This window comes from Sphingosinicella microcystinivorans (assembly GCF_027941835.1).
Classification (GTDB): domain Bacteria; phylum Pseudomonadota; class Alphaproteobacteria; order Sphingomonadales; family Sphingomonadaceae; genus Sphingosinicella.
Genome location: NZ_CP116005.1, coordinates 4,278,572 through 4,295,426, shown reverse-complemented (window position 1 = coordinate 4,295,426; position 16,855 = coordinate 4,278,572). Strand labels below are relative to the sequence as shown.

The following is a 16,855-nucleotide window of genomic DNA, read 5'->3' as shown; positions in this document are numbered from 1 at the left end:
GGGTGGGCCTGAAGCAGCAGGAGGTTCGCATGGCTACTCCGACGGCGCGGGCGATATCCCCGACGCAAGCCGAAAGGACGGCGATCAGCCGGGACAAGGTGATCCGGGCGGCGATCGAATGCCTGGTGACCAAGGGTTATGCCGCGACGAGTATCACCCAGATCGCCGCGACCGCGAAGATCAGCATCGGCCGGATGCAGCACCAATTCTCGACCAAGGCCGAGATCATGGCGGCGACGGTGGACTTCATCGGACAGCACAACAATCGCGTCCTGTCGGTCCGCAAGCTCAAGGCCGAGGATCCGGCTGCGCGCGTCGTGGAATATGTCCAGATGCTCCGCAAGACGTTCGAGGACGACACCGTGGCTGCCGCGCTTGAACTGCGCATGGCGGTGAAAGGTGACAGGGAACTGGCAGCAGCGCTCGAACCCAAGTTCCAGCAATATGACACCTCATCGTTCAGCGACATCGAAGGCTTGCTGGTCGCGACGGGTATGGCGCGTGAAACCGCGCATATCTGGATGCGCCTGATCATATCGACGGTGCGCGGCATGGCGCTGGAACGCATCGCCAATTACCGGATCATGGACCGCGTCGAGGCAGAGCATTCACTTGACGCGCTGCTGAGCCTTCTGCTCAAAACCAAGGGCTGAACGCCATGACCAGTATCCCGATCGGCACCGATCTGGTGCGTGCCTGCGAAGAGATGCTCGCCCGGCTTGTCGCCTTCGACACGACCTCGGCCAAGTCGAACCTTGCGATGATCGCATATATGGAGACGGAACTCGCCGCGCTTGGTTTCCGCAGCCGCCGGATTCCGAGCGCCAATGGCGCCAAGGCCAATTTGTTCGCGACGATCGGGCCCGATGTGGCGGGTGGCACAGTACTATCGGGGCATACCGACGTGGTGCCCTGCGAGGGCCAGCGCTGGTCGACCGATCCCTTCGAGATGACCCTGAAGGGTAATCGCTTCTTCGGGCGGGGAACATCCGACATGAAGGCCTTCATCGCCTGCGCGATGGCGGCGGCCCCGCTTTTCGCATCGCGCGCGCTGAGCCGCCCGATCCATTTCGCCTGGTCCTATGACGAGGAAGTGGGCTGCATCGGCGCCCCCGCAATGATCCGTGAAATCGTGCGCGACATTCCGAGGCCCGCTGCCGTGATCGTCGGCGAACCGACGCTGATGAAGATCGTCGGCGGTCATAAGGGCGTGCGGCTGTGCACGGTCACCATTCGCGGCCATGCCGCGCATTCGAGCCTTACCCACCTCGGCATGTCGGCCAATATGGTCGCGGCCAGGTTGATGACGGACCTGATCGCGATCGAGCAGGATCTGATCCGGCGGTCTCAGGCTGACAATGGCTTAGAACCACCGCACTCGACGCTGACGATCGGCCTGATCAACGGCGGAACGGCGGTCAACATCCTCGCGCAGGATTGCAGCTTCACCTTCGATCTGCGCTGCACGCCTGATCAGTCGCCCGATGCGGTGATGGCGCCGTTCCTCGCCGCTGTGGAGCGACATGATCGCGAGATCCGTGCGCGCTTTCCCGATTGCGGGATCGACGTCACGATCAGCGCCGATGTGCCGCCCTTCGCCCCCGAGCCCGATGGCGCGGCCGTGACCTGTGTCCGCCGCCTGACCGGTGACAACCATTCGTTGGGTCTCGTCCCTTATGGTTCGGAAGCCGGCCAATTTCAGAGCGCAGGCCTATCGACGGTGATCTGTGGGCCCGGCTCGATCGAGCAGGCGCACCAGCCCGACGAGTTCATTGGTCGCGACCAGATCGCGCAGTGCGCGGCTTTTATGGAGCGCCTCGCCGAAGCGACGGCCTGATGACAGATCACGTTGAAGGATGGATGATTTCATGACGCATGCCGAGCGCCTCATTGCCCTGATCGACGCGCATCAGGAGGCCGACCTGCCGCGTTGCGAGGTCATCGATCCGGCAACCGGTGCGGCCTTTGCCAGCTTCGGAGTCGCGACGCCCAGACATGTGAACGCCGCGGTCGACGCCGCCCGCCAGGCCGCGCGCGACAATGCCGTCTGTCCTCTCACCCATCGCCGTGCGTTTCTCTCCGCGATCGCGGATGCGATAGAAGGCGCGGCGGAAGGGCTGGCCGAGCTGCTGACGCTGGAACAGGGCAAGCCGCTGGCTGAGGCGGCCGACGAGGTCGCATGGTCGGCCGAGCTGTTCCGCTATTATGCCGCTATGCTGCCCGATCGCGCGGAAAGTCTGTTCGACGAAACGACGCCGACCCACCGTCGGCTTTACAAGCCACTCGGCGTCGTCGCGGGGATCGTGCCGTGGAATTTTCCGTTCCTGATTGCCGCGATGAAGGTCGCCCCCGCGATTCTCACCGGCAATGCGGTGGTGATGAAGCCATCCCCCACCACGCCGCTGACCGCACTGGCACTCGATGCACTCACCGCGTCGGTCCTGCCCAAGGGCCTGCTTCAGGTGCTGGGCGATGACGGCTCCATCGGGCCCCTGCTCACCGCGCATCCCGGCATCGCCAAGATCGCCTTCACCGGATCGACCGACACTGGCCGTGCAGTCATGGAATCGGCCGCCGCGCATCTGTCGCGGGTCACGCTCGAACTGGGGGGTAACGACGCCGCCATCATACTCGACGATGTCGATGTCGCGCAGGCAGCTCTCGGCATCTTCCGCGGCGCCTTTTCGAACGCCGGCCAGATCTGCGGCGCGGTAAAGCGCGTCTACGTCCAGGACACGATCTTCGATGCCTTCGCTACTGAACTTGGACGTCTTGTCGAGGCAATGACTGTCGGCAATGGGCTGATTAAAGGTGTCTCGACCGGGCCCGTCCAGAATGAGCGACAATATCTCCGGGCTATGGCGCTGCGCGAACGCGCAATGGCCGATGGGCGTCTCGTAGCTCAGGCGACGGTGCCCGAGGGTACGGGATACTTCGTGCCGCCGACGGTCTTCGCGGACCTTGCAGACGACCACCCGCTCGTCGCCGAGGAGCAATTTGCGCCGCTTCTTCCGCTGCAGCGCTTCACCAGCGACGAGGACGCAATCGCACGCGCAAACGCCTCGGTCTTCGCGCTGACTGCCTCGACCTGGTCGAGCGATCCGGTACGCGCCGAGCGGGTTGCTGAGCGTTTGGAAGCCGCGCTTCTGTGCATTAACGCGCACAACAGCGTACCGCCCGGCGTCGGCCTCGAAATGGCCAAGCAATCCGGTGTCGGTTGGCTACTCGGCATCGAGGGATTGAAGCAATATCTCCAATCCTATGTGCTCATACCCACCGCCTGACCCGGCCGAGATCGCCATGGAAATCCTGCCCTACGACCCTGCTGCCTCGACCGCCGAAACCCGTGCTGTGGCCGAAAAGCTTGTCGCCGTGCTGCAGGGCGAGGGCGAGGGCTTCAACCTGTTCGACGGCACTGCGATCTGGGTTGCGGGCTCCTATTGGTGGAGCGGCATGCTCGATCCCGACAAGGCCGCGCGTGTGCAAACGCATTTCCACCGTTGTCTGCAAGGCGGCGCGGATGGCCTCACCAATTCGCTTCGCTCGATCATCGCCGATGGCAACAAGGCGGCGATCGAGATGCTGATGCACGGCATCTGGAAGGACGGCCGTACCTTTACCAAGGACATCCATATCGCGATCGACGTTGCCGATGGGCACATCGTTAATTATCGCGAATACGGCTTCGACGACGCCTTCTTCGCGCTCGAAGCGGAAGAACCTCTTTGGTAGTCAGTTTACCAGCAAATGATTAACCGGGAAGCACGATACCATCGGCACGGTGCGGTCTGCCTTGAGAAAATTGGTCCAATTCTGAAGAAAGCCCGAGAGGACATGAGAATTGGAGAATTGTATGGGACGTCAGCGATTTCCTGGACTGCCCGCAGGACCTGAAATTCGCCCGAGCGTAATCGAACAAATCTGCGTGTTTTGTCGTTTGCTTCTTGCACTGTCCGATTGCTGTTAAAGCTTGTGACCAAAGGCCGCCGGGGCGATCGTTTCGGGCGCCCCCGGGAGGAAGGACATATAGGTTCCGATGCTGCGCCCGCCATCCACAACGAGTTCGGCGCCGGTCATGAATGCCGCGTCGTCGCTTGCAAGAAAGGCGATGCTCGTCGTCAATTTATCCACGCTGCCTAGTTTTCCGTCGAAGATCAAAACTATTTTCTTCTTGCAGCGACGATAAATGCAGCAAGGGCAAAAAGCAGAACAGGCATCGATGCTAGAAAGATTGAAAAACCCAGCATATCGTCTGCGTTCGCTGTTCGGATATTAATAAGGGCGACGAGGACCGGCCCAAGCCCGGCGCCGAATGCCACGTTCAAGAAAAATGCCATCGCCGTCACCAAACCGCGTGATCGGTTCGGTGTATTGTCGAGGATAGCGGCGATGGCGCAAGAGATCGTCCAGTCCGCGAACATGATGAATAGGCCCATGCCGAGGAGCGCCAGCGGCACGCTTTGCGACAGGCCGAACATGGTGCAGGGCAGGGCGAGAACAGTGCCGAGAATACATATCCAGACGCGTGCGCGCGCACCGTAACGGGAACGGGCTCGGTCGCCGACGATGCCGCCGAGAACGACACCGCTTGCACCGCCGATCGCGAAGGCGATGCCGACCGCGAAGCCGACATCGGCCGGTGCCATTGCGAAGCTGCGAATGAGGACGGAGGGACCCCATGCGATGAGACATGCGATGGCGAGCGACATGCCCGCGCTGCCGATGAGGATAGGCGCAATCGAAACCCACGAGAGCTGTAGTGTCTGTGCAGGGACTGACGGATCGGCATCCGCCGGAGTTCCATCAGCCTGCCGTATCGGTTCTCTGACCAGCAGCATGAGCCACACCAGTACCAGACCGGGCGCGCCGAGGACGATGAGAACCGCCCGCCAGGGCGCTCCGGCAAACGCGACAACGGACGAGAGCATGCCGCTTTCAATCATAGAAAGCACGGCACCGCCGACAATCGCGGCGATGCCGCTGCCCAGAGGCACGCCCACCATGTAAACACCAACGGCGGATCCCCTGCGATTGGGCGGAAAATAGTCCCCGATCATCGAGATCGCTGCGGGGGTCAGGATCGCCTCGCCGAGACCGACGACCATGCGTGCCGTGAAAATCCCTTCAAAGGTCGGCGCCAGACCACTGGCGATGGTGGCAAGGCTCCACACGATCACGCCAAGGATGATCAGGTTGCGGCGGTTGGCCCGATCGGCGACGAAGCCGGCGATGACGCCGAACAGGCCGTAGACGATCGCGAAGGCCGTGCCGAGCAGCAGGCCGATCTGCAAATCGCTGATGTTGAGTTCCTGCCGGATCGGTCCGACGAGAAGGCTGAGAACATAGCGATCGGTGTACGACAGTATCGCGAGAGCGAGCAGAACGGCGACAACCCGCCATGCATGTCGGGGCTGTGGATATGCCGCTTCAGGGGACGGGTCGGCCGGGATCGCGGAGGCGCCGCTCAAAGCACGTCAACGATCGCGGCGATCGCATCCACCGTATCGTGCCCGAAGCGCTTGCATTTGCCGGCGGTCCAGCCGTTGGCGGGATCCGGGTTGCAGGCGTTGTTCTTGTAGAGAAGCTCATAGAGGACGCCGAATGCGCCGAAGGCTTCGAAAAAGTGATTCCAGCTTATCGACTGGTCGGCCTTGCCGGGTTCGGGTCCGCCGCCGGGATAGGGCCAGCCGGTTTCGAACTCGCTGCTGGCGGCGGCAAGCGCGGCCTCGTATCGCAGCCATAACTGCGCCTCGCGGTCGGTGACGGAAGGCGTATGATAGGGACCGATCGCGAAATTATGGGGGCCGGTCCATGCATGGATGTCGAGGCCGAAATCCATGCCCGTTTCCGTCATCCGTTTCCTGACCCAATAGACTTCGGGGGCCTCGTCCGGTGAAGGGGCAGGCCATTCGCGGTTGAGGTTGCGCCCGGTAGCGTTCGTCCGCGTATTGCCCATGACAGAGCCGTCGGGGTTCATGTTGGGAACGATGTAGAAGACGGCACGATCGAGTAGCGCTATGGCGGACGCGTCGTTTTCATCAAGAAGGCGTTCCACAAGACCTTCCACACACCATGTTCCCTGCGTTTCGGCCGGATGCTGGCGGGTGATGACCCAGCAAGTCTTCCGCCCCGGCCCGGGTTCGCCGATACGCAGACATTCGATGGCCCGGTTCTGGACGGATTGACCGAGCCGTTCGAGTCCGCAGCGCGGCGACATCAGCGATGTGCCGATGAAGCGGGCGAGCCGCTCGCTCGAATACGGCGCGAAGTTCGCCAGATACAGGCTGTCCGTTGACGGCGTCACCGTCGCGAAGAGATGGCCGTCGCGGAATTCGGTTGCGACCGGAAACCAGTGATCGAGATCGTAGCTCCCCAGCACGTTGTAATCATCCCAGAGCGTCGGCATGCCGACGAGGCCCTTGTTCGCATTGTACCTGTCGATATCCCGGAAGGTGATCCGCACGGCGCAGTCTTTCGCTCCCGTCAGCCGAAAGAAGAACCATTGCCGGACGGAGGCCGCGGTATCGTCTTCCAGCTCGACAACGATATCGTCGGGCCTGTCGCAGGCGACGACACGAATCTTGCCGGCTTCGAAATCGGTGCTGATGGCGATCAAGATATCCTCATGCGTTGGCTTCGGGCGCCTCCGGTTTTCCATATCCGCCCGCACCGGGGCTGTTGACTTCAAGCGTCTGGCCCGCGCGCAGGATGCCGGAGGTTCTGTTCAGGAGTTCGACGCCCGCGCCCGGAATGATGGCGCCGGACGCGCCCGGCAATCCGCCGTCCAGTCCCCACGGAACGGAGCGCAGGCGCGATCCGCCCACGCGCACACGGCAGTCGGCTTCGGCGCGGAACACGCGCGAAAGGCCGCGCCCGCCGTGGTGCCGTCCCGCTCCGCCTGATCCTTCGATGAAGGCATAGCGCTCGACCGTAATCGGATATTCGGCCTCGAGCGCTTCGATCGGAAGATTGGACGTGTTGGTCATGTGGACATGGACGCCGTCAAGCCCGTTCTTGGTCGCCCGCGCGCCCGATCCTCCGCCGATTGCCTCCAGATAGACCCAGAGTTCGCCTGTCGGCGACGTGCCCACGAAGGTGACCGACGCGCAGGCGCCGTTGCCCGCGGCAACGACCTGTTCCGGCACCGCCTGCGCCAATGCGCCGTAAACGAGGTCCACGATACGCTGGCATGGTTGCAGGCGACCGTTGACGGCGGCGGGATGCCGGCAATTGAACATGGTGCCGGGCGGCGCCGTTACCGTGATCGGGCGCATCATGCCGCTGTTGGAGGGAACCTCGGGGTCGACGATGGTCTTGGCGGCGTAGAAGACACTGGCCAGCAGCGCTTCGTAAGTGACGTTCAGGCTGGCCCGGATCTGCGGCGGGCTTTCGAAATGAAAGCGCATCTCGTCGCCCGAAACGACGATGTTCACCGATACGTCGAGAATATCCTCAATTTCCGCCGTTTCAAGAACATCCCTGAACGCATACTCGCCGTCGGGAATTTCGGCGATGCCCATGCGCATCCGGCGTTCCGCATAGTCAATAAGCGCCGCACTGGCGGCCAGAATGGTTTCGACGCCATAGCGCGCGCACAGGCCGATGATCCGTTCTGTCGCAAAGCGGTTTGCGCCGATCTGTGCCTGGAGGTCGTGCCTTCGTTCCTGGGGCACCTGACAGTTGAGCAGGATCAGGCGTTCGATATCGACCTGCGCGGCACCGGCGCGCATGTAGCGTGTCGGCGGAATACGCAGGCCTTCCTGATAGATATGGGCGTTGCCACGATCGACGAAGTCCGCATGATGGCCGGTGTTCGCTGCCCACGCCACGAGTCGGCCTTCGGCGAACACCGGTTCGACGATGACGATGTCGGGAAGGTGTGTTGCACCGCCCTCGTACGGGTCGTTGGCGATAAAAACATCGCCCGGTGCGATGTCGCTGACTGCATAATGGTCCAGAATTCTGGGCACGATGCTGAGAAAGCTTCCGAGGTGCATGGGAATATGCTCGGCCTGGCAGATGATCTCGCCGGCGGGGTCGAGCAGAGCCGTGGAACAGTCGCGGCGTTCCTTGATGTTGGTGGAATGGCTGGCGTGGACCAGAATTTCGCCCATCTCCTCGACGATGGACGTGTATGCATTGCCGATGACCTCGATCGTGATCGGATCCACGAGCGTCTCGCCGATGGTGCCGGCTGCTTTCATGACTCTTCCATGATCAGGTTGAGATACGGTTCCACCCATGCACGCATACCTCGTGGTACGACGATTGTCGTGTCATCCTGCTCGACGATCGCCGGGCCTTCGAAACGATGCCCGGCTAGGAGTCTGCCGCGAGCATAGACAGCGCAGGGAACGAAGTCGCCGGGATCGGCGAACCATATCCTTCGCGATCCGACAATCGCGTCCGATGAAGCCGTATCAGTTTCGGGATGCGGAGTGACTGCGGCCTTCCCCCCCGTGCCGATGGCTTCGGTACGAAAGGTGACGAGCTCGATCGGCGTATCGGCGCTCGCGAACCCGTAGCGCTGCAAATGCGCCGCCGCGAACCCGTCCCGGAGTTTCCGGATCGTGGCACGGTCGATGGGGCCGTCGGGCAGCGGAACCGAAAGCTCGTAGTTCTGACCGACATGGCGCATGTCGATGCTGTGACGGATCCGGCGTGACGCGGAGGCGACAGCTTCGCGCTCAAACCAGTCCGTGGCCTGATCGAGCAGGACAGAAATCCGCTTGGCGATCCGGGGCAAAGCCTGGTCTTCGAGCGTCTGGACATCGGTCAATGAAAAATCGGTGCGCAGATCGGTCATCAGCAGCCCCAGCGCGCACAGCGTACCAGGTGTCGGCGGGATGATCACGCGCGTCATCCCCAGTTCGCGGGCAAGCCGCGCCGCGTGGAGCGGGCCGGCGCCGCCGAAGGCGATCAGCGCGTAATCCCTGGGATCGTGGCCGCGCTGCACGCTGATGACACGAACCGCTTTTGCCATGGTGGCCGTCGCGATAGCGATGATACCGTCGGCCGTGAGCATCGGGTCCATCCCGAGATTACCGGCAAGGCGGCCGATCGCGGCCTCAGCGAGATCCCGCCGCAGCGCCATGCGGCCGCCAAGCATATGGTCGGGATTGAGCGTTCCGAGCACGACGTTGGCGTCGGTAACCGTGGGCTCCGCATTGCCGTGCCCGTAACAGGCCGGCCCCGGGACGGCACCCGCGCTTGCCGGCCCGACTTTCAGCATTCCCCCGCGATCGATATGGGCAATGGAGCCGCCGCCCGCGCCGACCGCATGGATGTCCAGCATCGGCGCCTTGATCGGATAGCCATCGACGACCGCGTCGCCCACAAGGCTGCACTGTCCATCCGTGAGCAATGCGACATCAGTGCTGGTGCCGCCCATATCGAATGTGATGAGGTTGTTGATACCCATTGCCTGCCCGATCGCCTGTGCGGCGACAACGCCCGTGCTGGGGCCGGAGAGGAGGGTTCGCACAGGAAGGCGCGCCGCCCCGGCAAGCCCGGTGACGCCGCCGTTCGACTGTGTGAGAAATGGCCGGACGGCCAATCTGCGTTCGTCGAGCCGTGCGATCAGGCGGTTGATGTACTTTTCCATGACGGGACCGAGATAGGCGTTCACGACCGTCGTCGAGAGGCGTTCGAACTCGCGGAATTCCGGTGCCACCTCATGCGATGTGCAGACGAAAACATTCGGAAGCTCCTCGCTTGCGATTTCTGCGGCGCGGCGCTCGTGAGCGGGATTGAGGAAGCCGTAGAGGAAGCAGATCGCGACGGCTTTGACGCCGGCCTCCCGAAGCCTGGATGCGGCGGCGCGGACGGCGCCTTCATCAAGGGGAATTTCGATGCTGCCGTCATGGCGACAACGCTCGGGAACCTCGATCCGGAGTGCCCGCGGCACCAGAAGTTGGGGTTTGTCTGCCTGAAGATCATAAAGATTCGGGCGTTTTTGCCGACCGATTTCAAGAAGGTCGCCGAAGCCTTGAGTCGTGATCAGGCCGGTGCTGACACCGTGGTGCTGGATCAGCGCGTTCGTGCCGACGGTGGTGCCATGTGCAAGGAAGGAAACATCATGACCCGGGGAGCCCCCTTGCGCAAGTCCTTCGTCCAGTGCCTGTGTAATGCCGCATGACGGATCATCCGGGGTAGACGGCGTTTTCCATACGACGAGATCGCCGTTTGCCGTATTATAGAGACATACGTCTGTGAATGTTCCTCCGGAATCAATTCCGACACGCCATGTATTCGTCATCGCCCTGCGGGCACTGCACGGCTGGCACCTCTGTCGATCTTGCCCATGCGGACAAGCGTATCGCGCACCATCGCCACGGCGTCAGGAGGAAGATCAATCAGCGGTGACCGGACATACCCGCCCGGCAGGCCCTGGACATTGAGTGCAGCTTTCATGATAGCCGGACCCGAGCCGAAACGGCCGACCAGATCCTCGGTATACCACTCATCCATGATTACGCGATCAAGTCTGCCGCATTCCGCCGCGGCGGCATAGTCCCCTGCCCAAAGGCAGTTGTAGAAATCCGCATGTGTACGGCCAAGGACCGCGCCGGCCCCCATCGTGCCGTCGCCGCCCGCCGAGCGGAGCAGGGCAAGGCCGTGTTCGTCCATCGAATGGCCAAACACGCGAACCGTCTCACCGAGCTTGAAAAAGGTCTGGACGAAACGGCGCAGATCACCCGTTGATTGCTTGATCGCCACGACGTTCTCGATGCCGGCGATCCGCTCCAAAAGCGACAGAGACATGTCGATGCTGGTGCCCGGCGGCCAGTTGTAAACGCAGATGGGCAAGGAAATGCGTTTCGAAATCTCGTTGTAGAAGCAGTAAATCTCTTCGTCGCTCGGCCGGATGTAAGGCGGTGGCGTGGCGAGAACGCCGTCAAAGCCGCTATTGCAGGCGTGTTCCGCCAGATCGACAACCTCGTCCACCGTGAATGCCGTGCAACCTGCAATTAGCGGCAACTTGCCATGAAGCTGGCGTCCGGCGGCTGTGAAGAGGCTCTTCCTCTCATCGTGGCTCATGCTTGACCATTCGCCGGTCGTGCCGGCGAGGATGAGACCGTGCATGCCTTCGCTGTGCAGCCAATCGAGCATCGCCGCCAGCGCGCCGAAATCGAGCGCACCCCTTTTATCGAAAGGGGTAGTAATCGCCGGAATATACCCCTTCCAGGAGACCCGGTCTCTTTTCATTTTAATTGCGCTCCCTCAAAGCTTGCTTGCGCCGAATGACTGCACAGGACGCGTTTTGAGGCTGACTCCTGTGCCAACTCTAATTCTTGTTGCAACGATCCCGACACGCGAACAAGAGGCAACGAAGTAGGAATATCGTTGCGATTTCCGCAAAGAATGATTAACCTTGGCTGGGAGGTGGGAAATGTCGGACATCGCGCTTTATTACTTTTACGAAACAGCGACGCTCGGTTCCATGCGACTCGCCAGCGACAAGATCGGTGTGGCGGTATCGTCGATCAGCCGCCAGATCGCGCAGCTTGAGGAACGCTTCGGCGCCCGCCTCCTTGAACGCGGCCGCCGCTCCATCAAGCTGACCGAAGCCGGAAAGCTCGCCTACGAATTTCAAAAGGGCCAGATCGCTGATCGCGAAGTTCTAATGAGCCGCATTCAGGAATTGCGGCAAATCAAGGCTGGCCGGGTCGATTTGGCAGTAGGGGAAGGTTTTCTGGGGCGGTCGTTTACCGAGATCATCGAGAGCTTTCACAAGAAGCACGAAGGGATCAATGTCGTCGTTACGACCGGCACCACATCCGATATCGAAGCGTTGGTTCTGCAGGATGATGTGCATCTGGGCCTTATCCTGCACGTATCTACCGAACCGAAGCTGAGAACGCGGGCGTCGGTCGCGCAGCCGCTGATGATTGTCTGCACGCCCGATCATCCCTATGCGAAGCTGGAACGTCCGACGCTCGCCGATCTCATTCAATATCCGATCTGCCTGCCGCCGAAAGGGTTCCGTATGCGTCAGATTCTGCACGATGCCGAGCAGCGGGCGCAGATATGGCTGGAGCCGACACTGACGACGAATTCGCTTCAGGTGATGCGCGATATCGCGAAATCCGGCAGCATGTTGACATTGCTTCCACGGATTTCGGTTCTCTCCGAACTCGCGGAGGGATCGCTCGTCGGCTTGCATCTGATGGATACGAAACTCGAAGACACGACGATCAGCATGATCCATCGCCTCGGGCGTCAGCTGGATGGCGCTCCCGCAAAGCTGCTCACGTTACTCGAGGCTCGCTTCAAGACGTGGGCGGAAGAGCAAAGCGCCTAAGCTTCTAAGGGCAACAGGCATGGATTTTGGTAGCATTTTCTCGTTTACGCAGGTAGTTGCTTGCGTTCCCGGCAGCGAGATGTTGTAAGCACCACAACGACGGCCGCGATAATGGCATTCACGGCCATTGCGATCAGGCCCTTGTCGAAGCCTGGCAGCAGGGCCGTGAACATGGCCCCGACCTCAGATTGCAGCAGCACGATATAACCGGCTACAATCCCCGCCAGAATGCCGTAAGCGTTTGCGCGCGGCCACAGGAAGGCGAAATAGACGCCGGGGGCGAGCATACCGATTGCGGCGTAGGCACGAAGGCCAATCTCGACCAGCGAACTGCTCGCGCCGATCGTAAGCCACACGGCCGCGGCCGCGAATACGATCATGGAGCCGCGGGAGACGAGCAGGGAAGATGTCTCGCCCATGCCTGACCAGATTGGTGCGATCACGTTGCGGCTGAAGATCGAACCGGCGGTCAGCAGCAGGATCGACCCCGGCACAAGCGCAAGAAGGCAGGCAGTTCCCGCAAATACTCCCACAAGCCAGGCCGGTTGCCGGTCCGACACGAACTGCAGCAGGACGGCGTTGATATCTCCGTTGGGAGGGGCCGTCGCGGCGAGCAGCGCGCCGAGGCCAAGCAGAATGATGAAGAAGTAGGAGAGCGAATAGAGCGGCTGGAAAATCGTGTTCCTGCGGATCGTGGTGGTGTCGGCGGCGGCGTAGCAAAGCTGAAACATATGGGGGAAAACCCAGGTGCCGAGCGCGACATTGAGCGCGGACGTCACGAACCACGTCGTGGTGAGATTGGCATCGGGCTGCAGGCCAGGGAACGAACCGATGCCGGGGTAAGCCTCCTGCGCCTTCCTGTAGACATCGAGCATGGACGTCGCGCCGACTTCGCTTGCCACGGTGACGCTGAGCGCGATCACAATCACGAGCATCAGCACGTCCTTGACGCCGGCAGCGAAGGCGGCCGAGCGCAAGCCTGCGAAGTATACGAACAAGAGCATGACGATTGCCGCGATGACGGCGGCCTGCAGGATCGAGATCTCGGCTCCGAACGTCATCCGGACGATAAGACCAAGTGCTGTGATCTGGATCTGGACATAGACGACGAGTGCCATGATCCCCGCGCTGCCGACCAGCACCCCAAGCCAGGGGGCGCGGTAGCGTGCGGCAAAGAAATCCGCCTGGGTAATGTGTCCGCCGCTCCGGCCGGCGTTCCAGATACGCGGTATCAGCAGATATCCAAGCGTGGCGGCGAGAGAGACGGACGTGAACGCCAGATAGGCCGGCGCTCCATAGGCCCAGGCGAAGCCGGAAATTCCGAGAACGGCAAATGTCGTATAGATTTCGCCGGCGTTCAGGAACCAGAAGATCAGCGTCCCGAACCGCCGTCCGCCGACGGCCCATTCGGTAACGGTTCGGGCCCTCTGCATTCTCCGGCCATAGACGATCGATCCAACAACGGTGCACAGCACGATGGCGAAAGCGATGCCGATGGTCACTGGCTTCTTTCCTGCGATTCTGAATGTGCGGCTTCCAGACGCTTGTCGATGGCATAGACGATCGCGATCGTGCCGCTGGCCACCAATATGCCGAGCATCTGCCACACCATCGGGAAGGGGAGTCCCAGCGGGCGCGCGCTTATGTCATTTACCGCGTACGCAAGGCCGACCTGCCAGACAAAGGGTAGAAGGAGGAGCAATCGATAGTAGCGCCTGCGGCGAACCTTGCCGAACTGAATGTCTCCGTCCATTGCTCCACCTGCCTGTCTTTAGGATTGCGGCGCAGAAAGGCGCTGTGCCTGTGGTTCAGGCTCTCCATCACGCACGACTTCGCCGCCCTTCATAACGAAGCTGATGGTACGCAGCGCGGATACGGACTGCAACGGATTAGCATGGACGGCAATGATATCAGCGTACATGCCGGGCTTGAGTTCACCGACTTCCTTTTCGACGCCAAGCATACGTGCAGGCTCTGTCGTGGCGGCACGGAGCGCCTGAAGTGGCGTCATGCCGGCTTCCTGATAGATTTCAGCTTCGCGTACCGTCGCGTTGGTGCCTTCGTTTGGCTCAAAGGGGAATTGATCCGAACCGAGCGCTATGTTGATCCCCGTCTTGATCGCATCCCGCAACGTCTGGAGATGTGTTTTGCCGACAGATGCCTGCCTGTCGAGATACCACTGCGGTGAACCAATCTTCGCAAAGAACTCGAGCGCACCCTTCTGGCTGACAACGATCGTCGGGACGTACCAGATGCCCTTTTCCTTCATCTTCTGAAGGACCTCGTGCGTGAAGAAATACCCATGCTCGAAGCAGTCGATGCCCGCGTTGATGGCTTCCATCGACGCCATCGGCGATCCCGTATGGCCCGTGACCTTCACACCGTTGCGATGCGCGATGTCAATCGCAGTGGTCAGCTCGTCCAGGGTGAAGCGGGACATGCCAATCGAACCGCGCTCGTCCGAAATGCCGCCGGAAATGCCGAGCTTGATCCAGGTCGCGCCCTTCGCGATCTGTTCGCGGACTCCTCTTGAAATTTCGGAAACACCATCGGCCTTGTAGCGGCCGTGACCACCCGTCGGCGCCACGGAGCGGCCTGCGGTGTGGATGCGGGGCCCCGGAAACTGGCCCTTATCGATCGCGTTCTTCACCGCGAAGTCAACGCCATCGTTATCGCCGGTGAGGCGAACGGTCGTAACGCCAACCTCAAGCGACTTGCGCGCATTTGTCAGCATACGCAGGGCGAGTTGTTCGGGCTTCTCGTCGTGCAGCCGGGCTTCGCCAGGAAGGTTGAGACCAAGATGGACGTGCATGTTCATCAATCCGGGCACCAACCAGCGGCCGTTCATCGGAATAACCGTGGCGCCCACCGGAATCTGGACAGAATTCGGCGTGCCGACGGCCTTGATCTTGTCGCCTTCGATCAGGATCACACCGTCCGTAACGGATCCCTTGCCGTTGAGATTGACGATCTTGCCGCCCACCAGAGCTTTCACAGCCGAAGGTGCAGACGCGGGCTGGGCGTTCGCATCTGGGGCGGCCGCGACATGGCTGACCGTCAGGACTGCCGCTCCGAAGAGGGCCAGGCTACGAAATTTCATGACATTCCCCTCACATTGAATGATTATGGCGTAACGAGAGCAGGTGCGGCATCGTGGCGGTAGACCTTGCCGCCCTTCATGACAAAACCGATCGTGCGCAGCGCGCTGATGTTGCGTGAAGGATCGGCATCCACGGCAACGATGTCTGCAAACTTTCCAGGCGCAAGACTGCCGACGGACGCCTCCAGTCCCAGCATTCGTGCGGGTTGGATGGTCGCAGCCTGGAGCGCTTTCAGAGGTGTCATGCCCGCATCGACATAAAGTTCGGCCTCACGTACCGTAGCCGTCGTTCCCTCGTTGGGTTCGAACGGAAACTGATCGGTGCCGAGCGCAATCGGTACGCCGATGCGAATTGCCTTCTGGAGCATTGCCCAGTGATCTTTGCCGGTCGCAGCGACACGCTCGAGATACCAGTCCGGAGAGCCTATCTTGCGGAAGAATTCACGGGCACCCGGCTGGGTGACGACGATGGTCGGCACAAGCCATACATCTTTGGCTTTCATTTTCCGGAGGATTTCATCCGTCAGATGATAACCGTGCTCGAAACAGTTGATGCCGAGCTTGATCGCCAATTCCGCCGCGACGGGTGATCCGTTGTGCGCGGTGACCTTGACGCCGTTGCGATGCGCGACATCGAGCAATGTCGCGAGCTCTTCCTCGGTCGTCGGTGCTGCAGAAATGCTTCCGTGGGTGTCTGAAATGCCGCCGGAGATCGCAACCTTCAGCCAGGTCGCGCCTTTGGCAATCTGCACGCGCGCGGCATGAGCGAAGCCCGCGGCGCCGTCTGCCTCGAGCACGCCCCCGTGACCGCCGGTGGGAGCGATGATTTCGCCGGCTGTCTCGAAGCGGGGGCCTTTTGCATAGCCGCGCTCGATGGCGCGCTTCAGCGCGAACTCGTTGCCGTTGTACTCGTTGGTCAGGCGGACCGTGGTGACGCCCGAAAGCAGTGAGAGCCGCGCGTTCTCAGCCATGCGCAACGCTTGCGCTGCGTCGGTTTCGTTGAGCAGTTCGGCGCCTTCCTTGCCCGGCAGCTTCAGGCCGAAATGGACGTGCATATTCATCAGGCCCGGTATCAGCCATTTGCCGGGGAGAGAGATGATCCGGGCATCCGCAGGCACGTCAACCTCGTCGGCACGGCCGATGCTCTTGATCTTGTCGCCTTCGATCAGGACCACCGCGTTCTGAAGTGTGGAGCCGTCTTCTACCGAAACGACGTTAGCACCAGTGATAGCGACTGCATTTTGCGCCTCGGCCGAGAAAGCATTGATCGGCAGTAAGGCGCAGGCGATGGCGAAAAGGCGTGCGATCGGTGAGAGACGTGCCGTAGCATGTGCATGGTTCATAATTCTGGTATCCGAAATCAATGACACAGGCGCAAAAGATCGTGCCGGGGGAAGTGCCGTTTGGCGATGGGGCCTGTTATCGGCCTTCATTCCGGTGCCCCCCGCACC

The 16,855-nt window shown here is 61.3% G+C and carries 15 protein-coding genes; 5 read left to right on the top strand and 10 right to left on the bottom strand.

Annotated elements, in window-relative coordinates:
- The first annotated feature begins 2 nt into the window (after positions 1–2).
- From PE061_RS20740 to PE061_RS20725, 4 genes are read left to right on the top strand one after another with little or no spacing between them, the layout of a single operon-like run.
- Positions 3–653 carry a TetR/AcrR family transcriptional regulator gene (locus PE061_RS20740; protein WP_271257027.1) on the top strand — a complete coding sequence of 217 codons (651 nt, stop codon included), beginning with the start codon at positions 3–5 and terminating at the stop codon, positions 651–653.
- A 5-nt stretch (positions 654–658) separates the two neighbouring features.
- Complete coding sequence (argE, locus tag PE061_RS20735; RefSeq protein ID WP_271257026.1) at positions 659–1,837, top strand: acetylornithine deacetylase; 1,179 nt, start codon at positions 659–661, stop codon at positions 1,835–1,837.
- Between the two features lie 19 nt (positions 1,838–1,856).
- Positions 1,857–3,284 (top strand): aldehyde dehydrogenase family protein, encoded by a 1,428-nt coding sequence (locus tag PE061_RS20730; RefSeq protein ID WP_271257025.1) that lies wholly within the window; start codon positions 1,857–1,859, stop codon positions 3,282–3,284.
- 16 nt (positions 3,285–3,300) lie between these two features.
- The gene (locus PE061_RS20725) at positions 3,301–3,732 is read left to right on the top strand and encodes a nuclear transport factor 2 family protein (protein WP_271257024.1); all 432 of its coding nucleotides are present in this window, start codon (positions 3,301–3,303) and stop codon (positions 3,730–3,732) included.
- A gap of 231 nt (positions 3,733–3,963) precedes the next feature.
- Here the strand turns inward: PE061_RS20725 and PE061_RS20720 are convergent, their stop codons facing one another.
- Genes PE061_RS20720 through PE061_RS20695 form a run of 6 tightly spaced genes read right to left on the bottom strand, consistent with a single transcriptional unit; the run spans position 3,964 to position 11,208 of the window.
- Complete coding sequence (locus PE061_RS20720) at positions 3,964–4,158, bottom strand: SDR family oxidoreductase (protein WP_271257023.1); 195 nt, start codon at positions 4,156–4,158, stop codon at positions 3,964–3,966.
- Positions 4,159–4,160: 2 nt separating this feature from the next.
- Entirely contained in the window at positions 4,161–5,468 is a 1,308-nt protein-coding gene (locus PE061_RS20715; protein WP_271257022.1) for a spinster family MFS transporter, read from the bottom strand.
- Positions 5,465–6,616 (bottom strand): M14 family metallopeptidase, encoded by a 1,152-nt coding sequence (locus tag PE061_RS20710; protein ID WP_271257021.1) that lies wholly within the window; start codon positions 6,614–6,616, stop codon positions 5,465–5,467. The genes PE061_RS20715 and PE061_RS20710 overlap by 4 nt, the downstream gene beginning before the upstream one ends.
- A gap of 7 nt (positions 6,617–6,623) precedes the next feature.
- Positions 6,624–8,204: a hydantoinase B/oxoprolinase family protein gene (locus PE061_RS20705; RefSeq protein ID WP_271257020.1), complete on the bottom strand. Its 1,581-nt coding sequence runs from the start codon at positions 8,202–8,204 to the stop codon at positions 6,624–6,626.
- Positions 8,201–10,258: a hydantoinase/oxoprolinase family protein gene (locus PE061_RS20700; protein ID WP_271257019.1), complete on the bottom strand. Its 2,058-nt coding sequence runs from the start codon at positions 10,256–10,258 to the stop codon at positions 8,201–8,203. Before PE061_RS20700 ends, PE061_RS20705 begins: the two co-directional genes overlap by 4 nt.
- Positions 10,255–11,208 (bottom strand): dihydrodipicolinate synthase family protein, encoded by a 954-nt coding sequence (locus tag PE061_RS20695; RefSeq protein WP_271257018.1) that lies wholly within the window; start codon positions 11,206–11,208, stop codon positions 10,255–10,257. Before PE061_RS20695 ends, PE061_RS20700 begins: the two co-directional genes overlap by 4 nt.
- Positions 11,209–11,392: 184 nt before the next feature.
- On the opposite strand from PE061_RS20695, the gene PE061_RS20690 reads away from it, so the two are divergent.
- Positions 11,393–12,304: a LysR family transcriptional regulator gene (locus tag PE061_RS20690; protein WP_271257017.1), complete on the top strand. Its 912-nt coding sequence runs from the start codon at positions 11,393–11,395 to the stop codon at positions 12,302–12,304.
- Positions 12,305–12,348: 44 nt separating this feature from the next.
- Here PE061_RS20690 and PE061_RS20685 read toward each other — a convergent pair whose 3' ends face one another.
- The 4 genes from PE061_RS20685 to PE061_RS20670 are packed head-to-tail and all read right to left on the bottom strand — an operon-like array spanning position 12,349 to position 16,837.
- Entirely contained in the window at positions 12,349–13,806 is a 1,458-nt protein-coding gene (locus PE061_RS20685; RefSeq protein WP_271257016.1) for a sodium:solute symporter family protein, read from the bottom strand.
- Entirely contained in the window at positions 13,803–14,057 is a 255-nt protein-coding gene (locus PE061_RS20680; protein ID WP_271257015.1) for a DUF3311 domain-containing protein, read from the bottom strand. Before PE061_RS20680 ends, PE061_RS20685 begins: the two co-directional genes overlap by 4 nt.
- Positions 14,058–14,075: 18 nt before the next feature.
- Entirely contained in the window at positions 14,076–15,404 is a 1,329-nt protein-coding gene (locus PE061_RS20675) for an amidohydrolase family protein (RefSeq protein ID WP_271257014.1), read from the bottom strand.
- Positions 15,405–15,427: 23 nt separating this feature from the next.
- Positions 15,428–16,837 carry an amidohydrolase family protein gene (locus PE061_RS20670; RefSeq protein ID WP_271257013.1) on the bottom strand — a complete coding sequence of 470 codons (1,410 nt, stop codon included), beginning with the start codon at positions 16,835–16,837 and terminating at the stop codon, positions 15,428–15,430.
- Positions 16,838–16,855 lie beyond the last annotated feature (18 nt).

Excerpts from the sequence above, each read along its gene's own strand:
- argE (WP_271257026.1), top strand. The coding sequence starts at position 659 with ATGACCAGTATCCCGATCGGCACCGATCTGGTGCGTGCCTGCGAAGAG.
- PE061_RS20730 (WP_271257025.1), top strand. The coding sequence starts at position 1,857 with ATGGATGATTTCATGACGCATGCCGAGCGCCTCATTGCCCTGATCGAC.
- PE061_RS20725 (WP_271257024.1), top strand. The coding sequence starts at position 3,301 with ATGGAAATCCTGCCCTACGACCCTGCTGCCTCGACCGCCGAAACCCGT.
- PE061_RS20705 (WP_271257020.1), bottom strand. The coding sequence starts at position 8,204 with ATGAAAGCAGCCGGCACCATCGGCGAGACGCTCGTGGATCCGATCACG.
- PE061_RS20700 (WP_271257019.1), bottom strand. The coding sequence starts at position 10,258 with ATGACGAATACATGGCGTGTCGGAATTGATTCCGGAGGAACATTCACA.
- PE061_RS20695 (WP_271257018.1), bottom strand. The coding sequence starts at position 11,208 with ATGAAAAGAGACCGGGTCTCCTGGAAGGGGTATATTCCGGCGATTACT.
- PE061_RS20690 (WP_271257017.1), top strand. The coding sequence starts at position 11,393 with ATGTCGGACATCGCGCTTTATTACTTTTACGAAACAGCGACGCTCGGT.
- PE061_RS20680 (WP_271257015.1), bottom strand. The coding sequence starts at position 14,057 with ATGGACGGAGACATTCAGTTCGGCAAGGTTCGCCGCAGGCGCTACTAT.
- PE061_RS20675 (WP_271257014.1), bottom strand. The coding sequence starts at position 15,404 with ATGAAATTTCGTAGCCTGGCCCTCTTCGGAGCGGCAGTCCTGACGGTC.
- PE061_RS20670 (WP_271257013.1), bottom strand. The coding sequence starts at position 16,837 with ATGAAGGCCGATAACAGGCCCCATCGCCAAACGGCACTTCCCCCGGCA.